Source organism: Streptomyces sp. NPDC053474, from assembly GCF_044544845.1.
In the GTDB taxonomy this organism is placed as follows: Bacteria; Actinomycetota; Actinomycetes; order Streptomycetales; family Streptomycetaceae; genus Streptomyces.
Genome location: NZ_JBITXV010000002.1, coordinates 674,249 through 690,433, shown reverse-complemented (window position 1 = coordinate 690,433; position 16,185 = coordinate 674,249). Strand labels below are relative to the sequence as shown.

Below are 16,185 nucleotides of genomic sequence, written 5' to 3'. Positions count from 1 at the left end.
GCATCCCATATGCTTCTCACGTCCCCGACGCGCTGCGAAGCGCCCAGGCGGGTCGATAGCCCTCATCGTCTAGCGGCCTAGGACGCCGCCCTTTCAAGGCGGTAGCACGGGTTCGAATCCCGTTGGGGGCACGCACCACCCTGTGCGAGACTAGTGCTCGCACAACGCAAGGTCCTGTGGAGCAGTTTGGAGTGCTCGCCACCCTGTCAAGGTGGAGGCCGCGGGTTCAAATCCCGTCAGGACCGCTTGCAGATCACCTCGGTGAGCTGCGTGGCTGGGTAGCTCAGTTGGTACGAGCGATCGCCTGAAAAGCGATAGGTCGCCGGTTCGATCCCGGCCCCAGCCACCATCACGAAGCCCTCGTCCCCCGACGAGGGCTTTCGTCGTGTCCCGGCACTGCGGGAGCCCCCTCCCCGGCGGATGTTTCACGTGAAACACCTTGGGCCGCAGGCCAGTTGACCTGCGACCCAAGGCGGGCACGGCCCCGGGCGCTCCCAGTCCCGGGCGGGGCCGGGACCGGGAGCAAGGGCTACTCCGCGTCCGGTGCCGCCCGCGACTCCTCGCGACGCCCGCGGAGAGCCGCCGCGAGGGCCACCGCGGCCGCCACGGCGACCAGGCCGACGAGGACCGCCCAGTCGGGCACCGCGTCGCCGATGCGGCTCGCCTTCTCCTGGACCGTGTACGAGTCGTCCACGTCGAGCAGACCCGGCAGCGCGGCGGCGCCGTCATAGGCGAGGAACAGCGCGCCGAGCAGCACGAAGAACAGGCCGGAGAGCAGGGACGTGGTGTGCAGCTCCAGACGGCCGACGCGGAAGGCGCGGCCGCGCAACCACCGCCGCCGCCCCAGGTCGAACCGCTCCCACAGCGCGGCAAGGACGAACAGCGGCACCGCCATCCCCAGCGCGTACACGGCGAGCAGCGCACCGCCGTACACCGGGCTGCCGCTCACCGCGGCGACCGTGAGGACACTGCCGAGGATCGGGCCCGCGCAGAACCCGGCGAGCCCGTAGACGGCACCGAGCGCGTACACCGACACCGCCGTGGTGGGCCGGATGCGCCCGGACAGCTCGGCGAGGCGGCGGGAGGCGAAGCCGAACCCCACCACCTGCGCGATCCCGAGCGCGATGATCGTCCAGCCTGCCCAGAAGACCAGCTCCTCCCGGTGCCCGAAGAAGAACCGCCCGGCCGTGGACCCGGCGGCCCCGAGCGGCACGAGGGTCGTGGCGAGCCCGGCGTAGAAGATGCCCGTCCGGGCGAGCAGCCGCGACGTGGAGTCGATCGAGTACGCGAAGAACGCCGGGAGCAGCAGCGCGCTGCACGGGCTGACCAGGGCGAGGAGACCGGCGAGGAAGGCGGCGAAGTATCCGACGTCGGCCGTCACTTGCCGGACCCTTCCTTGCCGCCCTCGGCGCGGCTCGCCGCCGCCTTCTCGATCGCCTCCTCGAAGACGGACTGGGGCTGCGCGCCCGCGATGGGCCGCCCGTTGACCAGGAACGACGGCGTGGACGTGGCGCCGAGCTTGTAGCCCTCGTCCTGGTCCTTCTTCACCGCCGCCTTGGCCGCGTCGCTCCCGGCGTCCCGCAGGAAGCGCGGGACGTCCTTGATCCCGGCCTCGCGCGCCAGCTCCTTGAGCCGGTCGTCGCCGAAGCCCTTCTCCTTGGCCCCGTCCGCGTACGCGGCCTCGTGGAACTGCCAGAACCGGCCCTGCTCGCCCGCGGCCCAGGCGCCGCGCGCCGCCCGCTCGGAGTCCTCGCCGAAGATCGGGAAGTTGCGCCACTCGATGCGCAGGGTGCCGTTGTCGACGTACTTCTTCACCAGGTCGGGCTCGGTGTCACGGGCGAACTTGCCGCAGAAGCCGCACTTGAAGTCCGCGAACTCGATCATGACGACGGGGGCGTCGGCCTTGCCCTGGGCGAGCGGGTCCTTGGCCTCGCGGCGGGCGAGCCCCTCCAGCTCGGGGAAGACGCCCGCCTCGGGCGCGGCGGAGTCCGAGCCCTTCTTGGCGGACGCGGAGGACCCGGTGGAGGCGGAGTCGTCCGGCTTGGTGGCCGTGTAGGAGGCGATGCCGAGCGCCCCGGCGGCGACGGCGACCGCGGCGACGACGGCGATGTTCTTCTTCTTGCGGGCGGTGGACATGGTGATGCGCTTCTCCTGTTGCGTGCGTAGGCGTGCGTAGCTGAAGGGACCCCTGAGACAGGGGCCTCCTACACGCGCAGAACGGAGAGATCCACCGGTGAGGGCGGCGTGAGCGGCGGCGGCGCGCGCAGCGACGCCACGGCCCGCACGGCCGGCTCGCTTCCCCAGGAGTCGTAGTCCACGACACGGGCCGCGTACGCCGACGGCGGCAGCTCGTACCCAGGACCCTGCCGCGGCGGCACCGCGGGCCGCTGGCCCAGGTCGGAGGTGTCGCTCCGGCCGCAGCCGGGCACCCCCCGCCCGTCGGCCTCCTGGACGAAGACGTGTGCCGCCCGCTCGACGGGCGGCGCGGGCCGGTCCGCGAAGGCGGGCCCGCAGAACGCCCCGAGCACCACGAGCAGCACCGCCACCAGGGGGCACCACGGCGTACGCACACGGGACAACATGCCCGGAATGGTACGTGCCGCGGCGCGCGCCCCGGGAAATCGGTTGGCCACCTGTGAGCACCGGGTGAGATCCTGGATCGCGTATGTCTACGCAGCCCGCCCTCACCCTCGACGCCCTCGCCCCCCGCCTCTCGGAGCTGTCGCTGCGCGACGCGCACCGCATCGGCCGGCGGCTCGAAGGTGCGCGCCGGATCCGCAAGCCCGAGGCCCGGGCCACCGTCCTCGCCGAGATCGCGACGGACATCGACCAGGCCGCCACCAGGATGGCGGGCCGCGCCGACGGCGTGCCCGCGATCACCTATCCCGAGCAGCTGCCGGTCAGCCAGAAGAAGGACGCGATCCTGGAGGCGATCCGCGACCACCAGGTCGTGATCGTCGCCGGTGAGACGGGCTCCGGCAAGACCACCCAGATCCCGAAGATCTGTCTGGAGCTGGGCCGCGGCGTGCGCGGCCTCATCGGTCATACGCAGCCGCGCCGCATCGCGGCCCGTACGGTCGCCGAGCGCGTCGCCGACGAGCTGAACACGCCGCTGGGCGAGGCCGTCGGCTGGAAGGTCCGCTTCACCGACCAGGTCAGCGGCAACACGTACGTGAAGCTGATGACGGACGGCATCCTGCTGGCCGAGATCCAGACGGACCGCGAGCTGCGCGCGTACGACACGATCATCATCGACGAGGCCCACGAGCGCAGCCTCAACATCGACTTCCTGCTCGGCTACCTCGCCCAGCTGCTGCCCAAGCGCCCGGACCTCAAGGTCGTGATCACCTCCGCGACCATCGACCCCGAGCGGTTCTCGCGGCACTTCGGTGACGCCCCGATCGTCGAGGTCAGCGGCCGTACGTATCCGGTGGAGGTCCGCTACCGCCCGCTCCTGGAGGAGGAGGGCGACGACCCGGACCGCGACCAGATCACCGCGATCACGGACGCGGTCGAGGAGCTCCAGGCCGAGGGCAAGGGCGACATCCTGGTCTTCCTCTCCGGCGAGCGCGAGATCCGCGACACGGCGGACGCCCTGGAGAAGAAGAAGTACAAGTTCACCGAGATCCTGCCGCTGTACGCGCGGCTGTCGCACGCCGAGCAGCACCGCGTCTTCCAGCAGCACACGGGCCGAAGAATCGTCCTGGCGACCAACGTCGCCGAGACGTCCCTGACCGTCCCGGGCATCAAGTACGTCATCGACCCGGGCACGGCCCGCATCTCGCGCTACAGCCACCGCACGAAGGTGCAGCGCCTGCCCATCGAGGCGATCAGCCAGGCCAGCGCCAACCAGCGCAAGGGCCGCTGCGGCCGTACGTCCGACGGCATCTGCATCCGCCTGTACTCCGAGGACGACTTCCTCGCCCGCCCCGAGTTCACGGACGCGGAGATCCTGCGGACGAACCTGGCGTCCGTCATCCTCCAGATGACCGCGGCGGGCCTCGGCGACATCGAGAAGTTCCCCTTCATCGACCCGCCGGACCACCGCAACATCCGCGACGGCGTGCAGCTCCTCCAGGAGCTGGGCGCGCTCGACCCCGCGCAGAAGGACCCCCGCAAGCGCCTCACCCAGCAGGGCCGCAAGCTCGCCCAGCTGCCGGTGGACCCGCGCCTGGCCCGCATGGTCCTGGAGGCCGACAAGAACGGCTGCGTCCGCGAGGTCATGGTGATCGCCGCCGCCCTGTCCATCCAGGACCCGCGCGAGCGCCCCGCCGACAAGCAGACGCAGGCCGACCAGCAGCACGCCCGCTTCAAGGACGAGACGTCGGACTTCCTGGCGTACCTCAACCTGTGGCGGTACGTGCGCGAGCAGCAGAAGGAGCTCGGCTCCTCCGCGTTCCGCCGCATGTGCAAGCGGGAGTTCCTGAACTTCCTGCGCATCCGCGAGTGGCAGGACATCTACACGCAGCTGCGCACGGTCGCCAAGCAGATGGGCATCCATCTGAACGACAGCGACGCCCCCGAGAAGCAGGTGCACATCTCCCTGCTCGCCGGGTTGCTGAGCCACATCGGCATGAAGGACGTCAAGGACGGCGCGAAGAACGAGTACCTGGGGGCGCGGAGCGCGAAGTTCGCGATCTTCCCGGGGTCCGCGCTGTTCAAGAAGCCGCCGCGCTTCGTGATGTCCGCCGAGCTCGTCGAAACGTCACGCCTGTGGGCCCGGGTGAACGCGCGCGTCGAGCCGGAGTGGGTCGAGCCGCTCGCCCAGCACCTGCTCAAGCGCACGTACAGCGAGCCGCACTGGGAGAAGGACCAGGCGGCCGTGATGGCGTACGAGAAGGTGACGCTGTACGGCGTCCCGCTCGTCACCGACCGCAAGGTGAACTACGGGCGGATCGACCCCGAGGTCTCGCGCGACCTGTTCATCCGCAACGCGCTCGTCGAGGGCGACTGGCGCACGCACCACAAGTTCTTCGCCGACAACCGCAGGCTGCTCACCGAGGTCGAGGAGCTGGAGCACCGGGCGCGGCGCCGCGACATCCTCGTCGACGACGAGACGCTCTTCGACTTCTACGACCAGCGCGTGCCCGAGGACGTGGTGTCGGGCGCCCACTTCGACGCGTGGTGGAAGAAGAAGCGCCACGACGAGCCGGAGCTGCTCGACTTCGAGCGGTCCATGCTCATCAACGAGAAGGCGGGGGACGTCTCCAAGGACGACTACCCCGACTCGTGGCGCCAGGGGCAGCTCAAGTTCCGGGTGACGTACCAGTTCGAGCCGGGCGCGGACGCGGACGGCGTCACGGTCCACATCCCGCTCCAGGTGCTCAACCAGGTCTCGGCCGAGGGCTTCGACTGGCAGATCCCCGGCCTGCGCGAGGAGGTCGTGATCGAGTTGATCCGCTCCCTGCCCAAGCCGATCCGCCGGAACTACGTCCCGGCGCCCAACTTCGCGAAGGCGTTCCTGGAGCGTGCGGTGCCCCTTCAGGAGCCGCTGCACGTCACCCTGGCACGCGAGCTCCAGCGCATGGTCGGCGTACCGGTCTCGCCGGACGACTTCGACCTGACGCGCGTGCCCGACCACCTGAAGATCACCTTCCGGATCACCGACGAGCGGCGCCGCAAGCTCGCCGAGGACAAGGACCTGGAGGCGCTCAAGCTCCAGCTCAAGCCGAAGGCCCGCAAGGCCCTGTCGAAGGCGGCGGCCGCCACGGCGGAGCGCACGGGCGGCGCCACCATCGAGCGCACCGGCCTCACCGACTGGACCATCGGGACGCTGAACCGCGTCTTCGAGACCCGCAGGGCTGGCCAGCCCGTGAAGGCCTTCCCGGCCCTGGTCGACGACGGCGACACGGTCTCCGTCCGCCTCTTCGACACCGAGGCGGAGCAGACCCAGGCCATGTGGAAGGGCACGCGCCGACTCATCCTGCGCAACATTCCGGTGAATCCGGCCAAGTTCGCCCAGGACAAGCTGACCAACCAGCAGAAGCTCGCCCTGTCCGCGAACCCGCACGGCTCCATGCCCGCGCTGTTCGCCGACTGCGCGACCGCCGCCGCGGACAAGCTGATCGCGGACTTCGGCGGGCCGGTGTGGGACGAGGAGTCGTACCGCAAGCTCTACGAGAAGGTGCGCGCCGAGATCGTCGACACGACGGTCCGCACGGTCGCGCAGGTCCAGCAGGTCCTCGCCGCCTGGCAGGCCTGTGAGCGGCGCCTGAAGTCGACGCGCAGCCCCGCGCTGCTCGCCAACCTCCAGGACGTACGGGAGCAGCTGGACGGCCTCATCAAGCCCGGCTTCGTCACCGAGACGGGCATCCGCAGGCTCCCGGACCTGATGCGCTACATGGTCGCCGCCGACCGCCGCCTCCAGCAGATGCCGACGAACGCGCAGCGGGACACCACGCGCATGGAGAAGGTCCGCGAGATGCGCGACGAGTACGCCTGGCTCCTGGAACAGCTGCCGCAGGGCCGCCCGGTCCCGCAGGAGGTCCTGGACATCCGCTGGATGATCGAGGAGCTGCGGGTCAGCTACTTCGCCCACGCGCTCGGCACGGCCTACCCCGTCTCGGACAAGCGCATCGTGAAGGCCATCGACGCGGCGGTGCCGTAACCGTCCGGGTACGCAGGGTGAGTTCGACCGCTGGCCTGCACTCCTGTACAGTCCTTCTCGCAGCGCAACGCAGTACGAGCGCCGCGAAACCTGGTCCTGTGGAGCAGTTTGGAGTGCTCGCCACCCTGTCAAGGTGGAGGCCGCGGGTTCAAATCCCGTCAGGACCGCAAGTAAAGCGGGCCGCATCCCCTGGATGCGGCCCGCTTTCGCGTGCACGGACGACGGTGAGCAGGTGCTTCAAGCCCGTCCGGCGTTTGAGGACGAGCCCGCAGGGCGACAACCAAGCCCGTCCGGCACCTGAGGACGAGCCCGCAGGGCGACACCCCGCCCAAGGCCCACGGCCCGTTCCCGTACTCGACTCCTTGACGGCGTCACATTCCCCCGGTACCCCAATCAGCAGGACCCTGGGGCCCAGGGGCGGCCACGCCCCCAGGAGGTGACGCATGACGCCAGTCCCCGCATCCGCGCGGCACGAGACGCGCGCCCTGCTGCGCGCCCATCTCGCCGCGGCGTCGAGCTACCGCCACGTGACCCGGCACTGCCCCATCTGCCACCGGCTGCTCCGGCTCGCCATGGAGCCCGCCGACGACGCCCACGAGGCCACAGAGGCGCCCGAGGCCGACGAGGGGCGCCCGGAGCAATGCGAGGACGAAAGTCCCCCCAAGGCATGACCAAAGCCGCCGCGGGCAGCAGCCGCGCGGTGGGAAGCTGAGAGCCACGGAAGCGGCCCCGTCCACCCCGTCCGGGGCGGGGATGTTCGCCCCGTCCGGGCGCTACGCCCCATTAGCGCAAGGGCGGCAAGGGCAACAAGCCACGGTGCGTGTGACGGTAGTCACCGAATGAGTTTCAGAAACAGTTGAACTTACACCCGCCCTACAACAGCTCAATCTAATATGTGCAATTGCACCTATAGGTAGAGCCTCACGATGCGCGCTGTTGAGCGCCCCTGTGAGCCGCCTTGTTGAAGCCTGGGAGAGCGTGTAGGACGAGCGGCCCCGACGCTCGGCCCCGGGCACAAAAAAGATCGCGCTGGACCCGGCGGAGTCCAGCGCGATCGACGACGCACCCAAGCGGCTCAGGCAGGGGCCCCGTTGGGGCAGGACCCGCGTCGTGTGGAGCTATGGGTCGGACGGTACGGCCGGGTTGGGGGACCCGGCAGCGATGGTGCTCTTCGTCCGATGTGCACTTCTTGCTGCGATAACGCCCTGCGTCAGGCCTCGCTGCGCTGCTGCGGAATGCCCGCGAGCAGTGCGCGGACCTCGGCCTCGCGGTAACGGCGGTGCCCGCCGAGCGTGCGAATCGACGTGAGCTTGCCAGCCTTGGCCCAGCGCGTGACCGTCTTGGGGTCGACGCGGAACATCGTGGCAACCTCAGCCGGGGTCAGCAGCGGCTCGGCATCAGGGGTGCGAGCGGTCATGAGCGGCCTCCTCGGGAGAACCGAACCTTCTCGGTTCATTCCTCTAAATTCTGCACCTTGACCCGCGTTGCCCGAAATGGCGGACGCGAGTCGAGTCGGTTATAGGACGAACGGCTTGTCCTCGGCACTACAACTACACCATCCGTCCAGCCGCGTCGGCCAAACCGATGGAATTGCCCTCCCAGGTGTCCATCAGCGACGGAAGCCGATGGACCATGCCATAGCGGACAGTCACGCCACAGTGACGATCAGTCACAGAGCGATCAGGAGTCAACAGACCCCCCATAGCGCACAATGCCGAGCATTCCGCCCACAGTTGGACGGAAGGAGCCCTGTCCGGACTCCTTGTCCTATTTTGGCATGAGGAAGGCTGATCGGCGCAAGGGTCAGTTAAGTGCGGTCCATCACGCTTGAGGCAAAGGCCCGGATCGGGACCTACGTCCCGGCGCCGGGACAGGGGAAAGCCCAGGATGCACTACTTCCAGGGGAAAACCACCGGCTCAGCGTTACGGCTTCGTCAAGATGGCGACATCAGCGAGAAGGCCACGTCAGTTCGAGAACTGCCGCTCCCGGACCGCGCGCCACCGCTCGACGAGCCGCGTGTACGCCTCGCCCGCGCCCACGCCGTCACCGTCGCGCAGCGCCTCGATGCCCGCGGCCACGTCCGCCGCCGAGTGGTCCTCGTCGAGCGTCTCCGCCGACAGCGTGTGCACCAGGCCGCCGTAGTCCAGCTCGACGAGCGAGCGCGGGTGGAACTCCTCCAGCCACCGGCCCACGTCCACCAGGCCGTCGATGAGCGGCCCCTCGTCCATGGCGTTCCGCAGCGCCTTCAGGCCGCGCGCGACCCGGCGCCTGGCCTGCACCATCGGCGTGCGGTAGCGCAGCACGGGCGCCGCGGCCCCGGGCGGCTCGCCCCCGTCGGCCGCGTCGGCGTACGCCGCCTCGTAGAAGCGCTCCTCGTCCGCGACGAGCACGAACCAGTTCAGCGGGACGTGCCAGGTCGCCGTGCGGATCCAGGGGCGCGCGTCGGGATTGAGCGCCAGCCAGGCCTCGTAGTCCGCGGCCGCCTGGCGGCGCACCACCGGCGGGATGACCGCGTCGAGGACCGGCGCGGGCAGCAGCCCGGAGAGCTCGTCGAGGGCCTGCCAGCCGCGCAGCCGGGTGCGCCAGGGGCAGACGCACACCACCCCGTCCGCCTCGACCACGAAGGCGTCGCGGCTCTCGTGCACCGGCACCGGGATCGGCGGCGTGGGCACCAGATCCGCCAGCGAGGCCCGCAGTTCGTCCTGGTAGGAGGGCCGCTCCGGGCGGCGTGCGTAGCGCGCCCAGTGGGTGCGCTCGGGCTCGGGGAAGGCGGCGAGGGGCTCGTACACGCGCAGGTACGACGCATACGGAACGACCACCGAGGACACCTTGGGCACGGCTCCTCCCCTCCCCCGCCCTCCGGCTGGAAAACACTGCAAATCGTGCCATGGCCGAACACCGCCGTACCCCGTCTCGCAGCCCGGGAGAGTGACCCCCGTGAAGAGGGGACAGAGTCTTGCCGACCTCCGTGCGGCGGCGGGCCCCCGCGAGGCTCTACTCTCATGCCCCAACGGGACCCGCCACCCGCACGGGCACCCGTCCAACCGCCGCTACGTATCCGGGAGTCACCACCGTGACCGATGTAACCGACGGCGTCCTGCACACCCTGTTCCAGTCGGACCAGGGGGGTCATGAGCAGGTCGTGCTCTGCCAGGACCGCGCCAGCGGACTGAAGGCCGTCATCGCCATCCACTCCACCGCCCTGGGCCCCGCCCTCGGCGGTACGCGCTTCTACCCCTACGCCACCGAGGAGGCGGCCGTCGCCGACGCGCTGAACCTCGCGCGCGGGATGTCGTACAAGAACGCCATGGCCGGGCTCGACCACGGCGGGGGCAAGGCCGTCATCATCGGCGACCCGGACAAGATCAAGAGCGAGGAGCTGCTGCTCGCCTACGGCCGCTTCGTGGCCTCCCTCGGCGGCCGCTACGTGACGGCCTGCGACGTCGGTACGTACGTGGCGGACATGGACGTCGTGGCGCGCGAGAACCGCTGGACGACCGGCCGCTCGCCCGAGAACGGCGGCGCGGGCGACTCCTCGGTCCTGACCGCCTTCGGCGTCTTCCAGGGCATGCGGGCGTCCGCCGAGGCCCTGTGGGGCGCGCCCACGCTGCGCGGCCGCAAGGTCGGCGTCGCGGGGGTCGGCAAGGTCGGGCACATCCTCGTCGAGCACCTGCTTGAGGACGGCGCCGAGGTCGTGATCACGGACGTGCGCGCGGACTCCGTGCGCCGCATCACGGACAAGCACCCGCAGGTCTCCTCGGTCGCGGACACCGAGGCCCTGATCCGCACGGAGGGCCTCGACGTGTACGCGCCGTGCGCCCTCGGCGGCGCCCTGAACGACGACACCGTGCCGGTGCTCACGGCGAAGGTGGTGTGCGGCGCGGCCAACAACCAGCTCGCGCACCCCGGCGTCGAGAAGGACCTCGCCGACCGCGGCATCCTCTACGCCCCGGACTACGTGGTGAACGCGGGCGGCGTGATCCAGGTCGCCGACGAGCTGCACGGCTTCGACTTCGACCGCTGCAAGGCGAAGGCATCGAAGATCTACGACACCACGCTCGCCATCTTCGCGCGCGCGAAGGCTGACGGCATACCGCCCGCGGCCGCGGCCGACAGGATCGCCGAGCAGCGCATCGCGGAGGCCCGCCGCGGCTGACGCGTACCGGACCAAAGGCTGCGGAACGTGTCCGAATGGAGGCGGAACGCAGCCCGGGGACAACTGAATACGGCCTCCAGAACGGCCTGATTGGGCCCTGACAAGGCCCTCGTCGGGGCCCGCCGGCGTCATCGGGAGAGAAGACTCACGCCCGTCGGCGGGTCGCCCGCCAAGAAGAGGTTAAAATCGCAGCTGACCAGCGAGGAAAGGGCTCCTTGCCGGTCGTGCGCCCAGGCGCGTCCTGCGGGCGACGTACCGTATGGCCGCAGGAACAGGTACCGTGGAAGCCCTACGGACCGGTCTCTCCACGGAGAGCCCGTTCCGGATCATGAACGCGTGTCAAGACTCTGGGGCCATGAGCCCCGATACCGAGGGGGTCGAGCCATGGGGCGCGGCCGGGCCAAGGCCAAGCAGACAAAGGTCGCCCGCCAGCTGAAGTACAACAGCGGCGGGACTGACCTGTCGCGTCTGGCCAATGAGCTGGGCGCTTCGACTTCGCAGCAGCCGCCGAATGGCGAGCCGTTCGAGGACGAGGACGACGAAGACCCGTACGCGCAGTACGCGGATCTGTACAACACCGACGACGATGACGACGAGGACGCCGGCGAGTCCGGCCCCTCGCAGCAGCGCCGCGGCGCTTGACCTCGTAGTTCGGTTCTTCGCGCGACAGCGTCCGCACCTCTCGCGGACAGCGCGACAACGCACTTCACCCGGTCCGGGCAACTTGCCGGACCGGGTTTCGTGCTGTGCGGGCGTGGCCTACTTGGCGTAGTCGCCGACGAGCTCGGCTCCCGTGGCGTGGTCGCCGCGGTCGGTGATCTCGCCCGCGACCCAGGACTCGACGCCGCGGTCGGCGAGCGTCGCCAGGGCCACGTCGACCGAGTCCTCGGGCACGACGGCGATCATGCCGACGCCCATGTTCAGGGTCTTCTCCAGCTCCAGGCGCTCCACCTGACCGGCCTTGCCGACGAGGTCGAAGACGGCGCCCGGCGCCCAGGTGGAGCGGTCGACGGTGGCGTGCAGTCCGTCCGGGATCACCCGGGCCAGGTTCGCCGCGAGGCCGCCGCCGGTGACGTGGCTGAACGCGTGCACGTCGGTGGTGCGGGTCAGCGCCAGACAGTCCAGGGAGTAGATCTTGGTGGGCTCCAGGAGCTCCTCGCCGAGCGTGCGGCCGAACTCCTCGACCTGCTGGTCCAGGGTCATCTTCGCGCGGTCGAAGACCACGTGCCGGACCAGCGAGTACCCGTTGGAGTGAAGCCCGGAGGACGCCATGGCGATGACCGCGTCACCCTTACGGATGCGATCCGGGCCGAGCAGGCGGTCGGCCTCCACGGCGCCCGTGCCCGCGCCCGCGACGTCGAAGTCGTCCGGGCCGAGCAGGCCCGGGTGTTCGGCCGTCTCGCCGCCCACGAGCGCGCAGCCCGCGAGCACACAGCCCTCGGCGATGCCCTTGACGATCGCGGCGACGCGCTCGGGGTGGACCTTGCCGACGCAGATGTAGTCGGTCATGAACAGCGGCTCGGCGCCGCACACCACGATGTCGTCCATGACCATGGCGACCAGGTCGTGGCCGATGGTGTCGTACACGCCGAGCTGCCGGGCGAGGTCGACCTTGGTGCCGACGCCGTCCGTGGCGGAGGCGAGCAGCGGCCGCTCGAAGCGCTTGAGGGCGGAGGCGTCGAAGAGCCCGGCGAAGCCGCCGAGGCCGCCGAGGCCCGCCACCTCTGGACGCTGGGTCTTCTTGACCCACTCCTTCATGAGCTCGACAGCGCGGTCGCCCGCCTCGATGTCGACGCCCGCCGCGGCGTAGGAGGCACCAGTACCAGCAGTTGTCTCAGACATTGCCTGGGATCTTTCGGGGTTGACGATGGGGCTCAGGGGCGACGGATCGCGTCGGCTGCGGCCGTGGCCGCCGGGCCCGCGGCCAGCTCCGTCTCCAGGAGCTGCTTGCCGAGCAGCTCGGGGTCGGGCAGCTCCATCGGGTACTCGCCGTCGAAGCAGGCGCGGCACAGGTCCGGCTTGTCGATGGTGGTCGCCTCGATCATGCCGTCGATGGAGATGTACGACAGGGAGTCGGCGCCGAGCGAGGTGCCGATCTCGTCGATGGTCATGCCGTTAGCGATGAGCTCGGCGCGGGTCGCGAAGTCGATGCCGAAGAAGCACGGCCACTTCACGGGCGGCGAGGAGATCCGCACGTGCACCTCGGCGGCGCCCGCCTCGCGGAGCATCTTGACCAGGGCGCGCTGGGTGTTGCCGCGGACGATCGAGTCGTCGACGACCACCAGGCGCTTGCCCCTGATGACTTCCTTGAGGGGGTTCAGCTTCAGCCGGATGCCCAGCTGGCGGATGGTCTGGGAGGGCTGGATGAAGGTCCGCCCGACATAGGCGTTCTTGACGAGGCCGGCGCCGAAGGGGATGCCGGAGGCCTCCGCGTAGCCGATCGCGGCGGGGGTGCCGGACTCGGGGGTCGCTATGACCAGATCGGCGTCGACCGGCGCTTCCTTGGCCAGTTTCCGCCCCATCTCGACACGCGAGAGGTAGACGTTGCGGCCCGCGATGTCGGTGTCGGGGCGGGCCAGATAGACGTACTCGAAGACACAGCCCTTGGGCTTCGCTTCCGCGAATCGCGAGGTGCGCAGGCCGTTCTCGTCGATGGCGACGAACTCGCCGGGCTCGATCTCGCGGACGAAGCTCGCGCCGCAGATGTCGAGCGCGGCGGACTCCGAGGCGACGACCCAGCCGCGCTCCAGACGGCCGAGGACCAGCGGGCGGATGCCCTGCGGGTCGCGGGCGGCGTACAGCGTGTGCTCGTCCATGAAGACGAGGCTGAAGGCGCCCCGCACCTGCGGCAGGACCGCGGCCGCGGCTTCCTCTATGGTCAGCGGCTTGCCGTCGGCGTCGGTCTGGCCCGCGAGCAGGGCGGTGACCAGGTCCGTGTCGTTGGTCGCGGCGAGCTGGGTCGCGCGGCCGTTCTCCTTCGGCAGGGCGGCGACCAGCTCGGCGAGCCGGGCCGTGTTGACGAGGTTGCCGTTGTGGCCGAGGGCGATGGAGCCGTGGGCCGTGGCGCGGAACGTGGGCTGGGCGTTCTCCCACACCGAGGCTCCGGTGGTCGAGTAGCGGGCGTGTCCGACCGCGATATGACCTTGGAGGGAGCCGAGGGAAGTTTCGTCGAAGACCTGGGAGACCAGGCCCATGTCCTTGAAGACGAGGATCTGGGAGCCGTTGCTGACCGCGATTCCCGCGGATTCCTGACCCCGATGCTGGAGGGCGTAGAGCCCGAAGTACGTGAGCTTTGCGACCTCTTCGCCCGGAGCCCAGACACCGAAGACGCCGCAAGCGTCCTGGGGGCCTTTCTCGCCGGGGAGCAGATCGTGATTGAGTCGACCGTCACCACGTGGCACGGCACCGAGTGTAGGCGAGATCGACCACTGGTCCGAATTGGGGATACGGGTCCTGTACGGAGCGTAGGCGGGTGCTTCACGGGGCCTGTGAGGGGCGCGGCTGAATATGTACGTTCCGCCAAGCGGCCCGGGTGGGGATCTCCCGGCGGGGCTCTTGTCGATCTCTGGTCGGCGGGGTTGCTTCAGCCGTGCGAAGGGCTCGTGAACAGGCACTTCAGGGCGTTGACAGCCCCCTGCGGGCTCCGTGAGGCTCCTGGTTCATGCAGCCCTCCGGTGACCTTCTGACGGTCCCGCTCGTGTGGCGCCGCCATGTCGATCTGGCCCGCGTCGCGAGCGCGATCTGTCGTCGCGCCCGCTGAGCCGGTCTTCCATTTCGCCCCGTTTCAGGGCGGTTTGACGCTCTGGCCCATGGGACGTTTGTCACGCTGAAACGTTCCCCCTTCGGGTCACTTCGGGGTGCTTTCCGCCTCCGCCGCCCGGCTTTCCCCGCGCTCCTCCCGCCCCGTGCGGGCCGCTCCTCCGCCCTCGCGCGCCGCGTCCGCCGCCCGCGCCACGGGGGCATCCGCACGCCCCCGCGCAGGGGGCCCTCCCCGCCCAGGAGTCCTTTGTGTCTTCGTACGAGAACGTATTGTCCCGGCGCGCCTTCACCGGGGGTGTGGCGGGCGCCGCCACCGCCGTCGGGATCGGCGCGGGCGAGGCCGTCGCCGCGCCCGCCGAGCGGCCCTTCGCCGCCCGCGAGCGGCACGACGGGCGGGCCGGTCGACGGCCCAACATCCTGTTCATCCTGGGCGACGACCTCGGCTGGGCCGACCTGTCGTCCTACGGCTCGCCGCACATCAGAACCCCGCACCTGGACCGCCTGGCCCGCCAGGGCGTGCGCTTCACCCAGGCCTACTCCGGCTCCGCGACCTGCTCCCCCACCCGCTTCAGCCTGTACACCGGGCGCTTCCCCGGGCGGACCCGGGGCGGGCTCGCCGAGCCCATCGCCGACAGGTCGGTGGGCCTGGAGCCCACCCACCCCACGCTCGCCTCGCTGCTGCGCGGCGCCGGGTACGCGACCGCGCTCATCGGCAAGTGGCACTGCGGCTACCTGCCGGACTACTCGCCCACCAAGTCGGGCTGGGACGAGTTCTTCGGGAACTTCGGCGGGGCCCTGGAGTACTACTCCAAGCTCGGCCTCGGCGGCGAGTACGACCTGTACGAGGGCGACACGGCCTACAAGGACCTGCGCTACTACACGCGGATCCTGACCGAGCGGGCCAGCGAGTACGTCCGGCGCGACCACGACCGGCCGTGGCTGCTCAACCTCAACTTCACCACCCCGCACTGGCCCTGGATAGCCGACGGCGACACCGAGGCCAGCGCGGAGATCGTGCGCCGCGTCAAGGCCGGGGACCGCGGCGCCCTCCAGCACCGGGACGGCGGGTCGATCGCCAAGTACACGGAGATGGTGCAGGACCTGGACCGGTCGATCGGGCACGTGCTGCACGCCCTGAAGACGTCCGGCCAGGAGCGCGACACCCTCGTCTTCTTCGCCTCCGACAACGGCGGCGAGCGCTTCTCCTACAACTGGCCGCTGTCCGGGAACAAGGGCTCGCTGCGGGAGGGCGGCATCCGGGTGCCGACGATCCTGCGCTGGCCCGCCAGGATCGACGGCGGGCAGGTCAGCGACCTGCCCGTGTACACGCCCGACTGGACGGCGACGCTGCTCGAACTCGCCGGGGCCCGGCCCGAGCCGGACCGGCCGCTGGACGGCACGAGCCTCGCCGGGTATCTGCTGCGCGGCACCGAGCCGCGCGAGCGGGACCTGTTCTGGCGGGTGCGCGGCGAGCGGGCGCTGCGGCGCGGGCCGTGGAAGTACTACCGCGGCAAGGACGGCGCGGACCAGCTCTTCCACCTGGGCCGCGACCAGCGGGAACAGGCGGATCAGGCGCGCCGGGAGCCCGCGCTCCTCGCGGAGCTGCGGACGGCGTGGGAGCGGACGGAGGCGGGCCTGCTGCCGTATCCGACGGCGTGAGGG

13 protein-coding genes and 4 tRNA genes are annotated in these 16,185 nt (G+C 70.4%); 10 read left to right on the top strand and 7 right to left on the bottom strand.

What is annotated here, in order from left to right:
- Nucleotides 1-58 precede the first annotated feature (58 nt).
- From ACIG3E_RS06780 to ACIG3E_RS06770, 3 genes are all read left to right on the top strand, one after another.
- Nucleotides 59-131 (top strand) — tRNA-Glu (locus ACIG3E_RS06780).
- Nucleotides 132-170: 39 nt separating this feature from the next.
- Nucleotides 171-245 (top strand) — tRNA-Asp (locus tag ACIG3E_RS06775).
- Between the two features lie 27 nt (nt 246-272).
- Nucleotides 273-349, top strand: a tRNA-Phe gene (locus ACIG3E_RS06770).
- A 180-nt stretch (nt 350-529) separates the two neighbouring features.
- Here the strand turns inward: ACIG3E_RS06770 and ACIG3E_RS06765 are convergent.
- The 3 genes from ACIG3E_RS06765 to ACIG3E_RS06755 form a co-directional block, all read right to left on the bottom strand.
- The gene (locus tag ACIG3E_RS06765) at nt 530-1,381 is read right to left on the bottom strand and encodes a cytochrome c biogenesis CcdA family protein (protein ID WP_399612080.1); all 852 of its coding nucleotides are present in this window, start codon (nt 1,379-1,381) and stop codon (nt 530-532) included.
- Nucleotides 1,378-2,136: a DsbA family protein gene (locus ACIG3E_RS06760; protein ID WP_399612078.1), complete on the bottom strand. Its 759-nt coding sequence runs from the start codon at nt 2,134-2,136 to the stop codon at nt 1,378-1,380. The genes ACIG3E_RS06765 and ACIG3E_RS06760 overlap by 4 nt, the downstream gene beginning before the upstream one ends.
- Before the next feature lie 68 nt (nt 2,137-2,204).
- Nucleotides 2,205-2,582 (bottom strand): hypothetical protein, encoded by a 378-nt coding sequence (locus tag ACIG3E_RS06755; RefSeq protein WP_399612075.1) that lies wholly within the window; start codon nt 2,580-2,582, stop codon nt 2,205-2,207.
- A gap of 83 nt (nt 2,583-2,665) precedes the next feature.
- On the opposite strand from ACIG3E_RS06755, the gene hrpA reads away from it, so the two are divergent.
- The 3 genes from hrpA (at nt 2,666) to ACIG3E_RS06740 (ending at nt 7,278) form a co-directional block, all read left to right on the top strand.
- The gene (gene hrpA / locus ACIG3E_RS06750; RefSeq protein WP_399612074.1) at nt 2,666-6,607 is read left to right on the top strand and encodes an ATP-dependent RNA helicase HrpA; all 3,942 of its coding nucleotides are present in this window, start codon (nt 2,666-2,668) and stop codon (nt 6,605-6,607) included.
- A gap of 92 nt (nt 6,608-6,699) precedes the next feature.
- Nucleotides 6,700-6,774: transfer RNA gene (locus tag ACIG3E_RS06745), tRNA-Asp, on the top strand.
- Between the two features lie 276 nt (nt 6,775-7,050).
- Nucleotides 7,051-7,278 carry a DUF6274 family protein gene (locus ACIG3E_RS06740; RefSeq protein WP_399612072.1) on the top strand — a complete coding sequence of 76 codons (228 nt, stop codon included), beginning with the start codon at nt 7,051-7,053 and terminating at the stop codon, nt 7,276-7,278.
- A 539-nt stretch (nt 7,279-7,817) separates the two neighbouring features.
- On the opposite strand, the gene bldC is transcribed toward ACIG3E_RS06740, so the two are convergent.
- Both bldC and ACIG3E_RS06730 read right to left on the bottom strand, forming a co-directional pair.
- Complete coding sequence (bldC, locus tag ACIG3E_RS06735) at nt 7,818-8,024, bottom strand: developmental transcriptional regulator BldC (RefSeq protein WP_003949541.1); 207 nt, start codon at nt 8,022-8,024, stop codon at nt 7,818-7,820.
- Between the two features lie 548 nt (nt 8,025-8,572).
- Entirely contained in the window at nt 8,573-9,445 is an 873-nt protein-coding gene (locus ACIG3E_RS06730) for a hypothetical protein (protein WP_399612070.1), read from the bottom strand.
- A 236-nt stretch (nt 9,446-9,681) separates the two neighbouring features.
- Here ACIG3E_RS06730 and ACIG3E_RS06725 point away from each other — a divergent pair, with 236 nt between their 5' ends.
- Nucleotides 9,682-10,764 carry a Leu/Phe/Val dehydrogenase gene (locus ACIG3E_RS06725; protein ID WP_399612067.1) on the top strand — a complete coding sequence of 361 codons (1,083 nt, stop codon included), beginning with the start codon at nt 9,682-9,684 and terminating at the stop codon, nt 10,762-10,764.
- A 384-nt stretch (nt 10,765-11,148) separates the two neighbouring features.
- Complete coding sequence (locus ACIG3E_RS06720; RefSeq protein ID WP_399612065.1) at nt 11,149-11,406, top strand: DUF3073 domain-containing protein; 258 nt, start codon at nt 11,149-11,151, stop codon at nt 11,404-11,406.
- Between the two features lie 117 nt (nt 11,407-11,523).
- On the opposite strand, the gene purM is transcribed toward ACIG3E_RS06720, so the two are convergent.
- Both purM and purF read right to left on the bottom strand, forming a co-directional pair.
- Nucleotides 11,524-12,606, bottom strand: a complete 1,083-nt coding sequence (gene purM, locus ACIG3E_RS06715; protein ID WP_399612063.1) for a phosphoribosylformylglycinamidine cyclo-ligase — start codon at nt 12,604-12,606, stop codon at nt 11,524-11,526.
- A 32-nt stretch (nt 12,607-12,638) separates the two neighbouring features.
- The gene (gene purF / locus ACIG3E_RS06710; RefSeq protein ID WP_242719700.1) at nt 12,639-14,165 is read right to left on the bottom strand and encodes an amidophosphoribosyltransferase; all 1,527 of its coding nucleotides are present in this window, start codon (nt 14,163-14,165) and stop codon (nt 12,639-12,641) included.
- 260 nt (nt 14,166-14,425) lie between these two features.
- Between purF and ACIG3E_RS06705 the strand changes: the two genes are divergently transcribed.
- Nucleotides 14,426-14,524, top strand: a complete 99-nt coding sequence (locus ACIG3E_RS06705; RefSeq protein ID WP_399612060.1) for a putative leader peptide — start codon at nt 14,426-14,428, stop codon at nt 14,522-14,524.
- Between the two features lie 248 nt (nt 14,525-14,772).
- Nucleotides 14,773-16,182: a sulfatase gene (locus ACIG3E_RS06700; RefSeq protein ID WP_399612057.1), complete on the top strand. Its 1,410-nt coding sequence runs from the start codon at nt 14,773-14,775 to the stop codon at nt 16,180-16,182.
- The last annotated feature ends 3 nt before the right edge of the window (nt 16,183-16,185 follow it).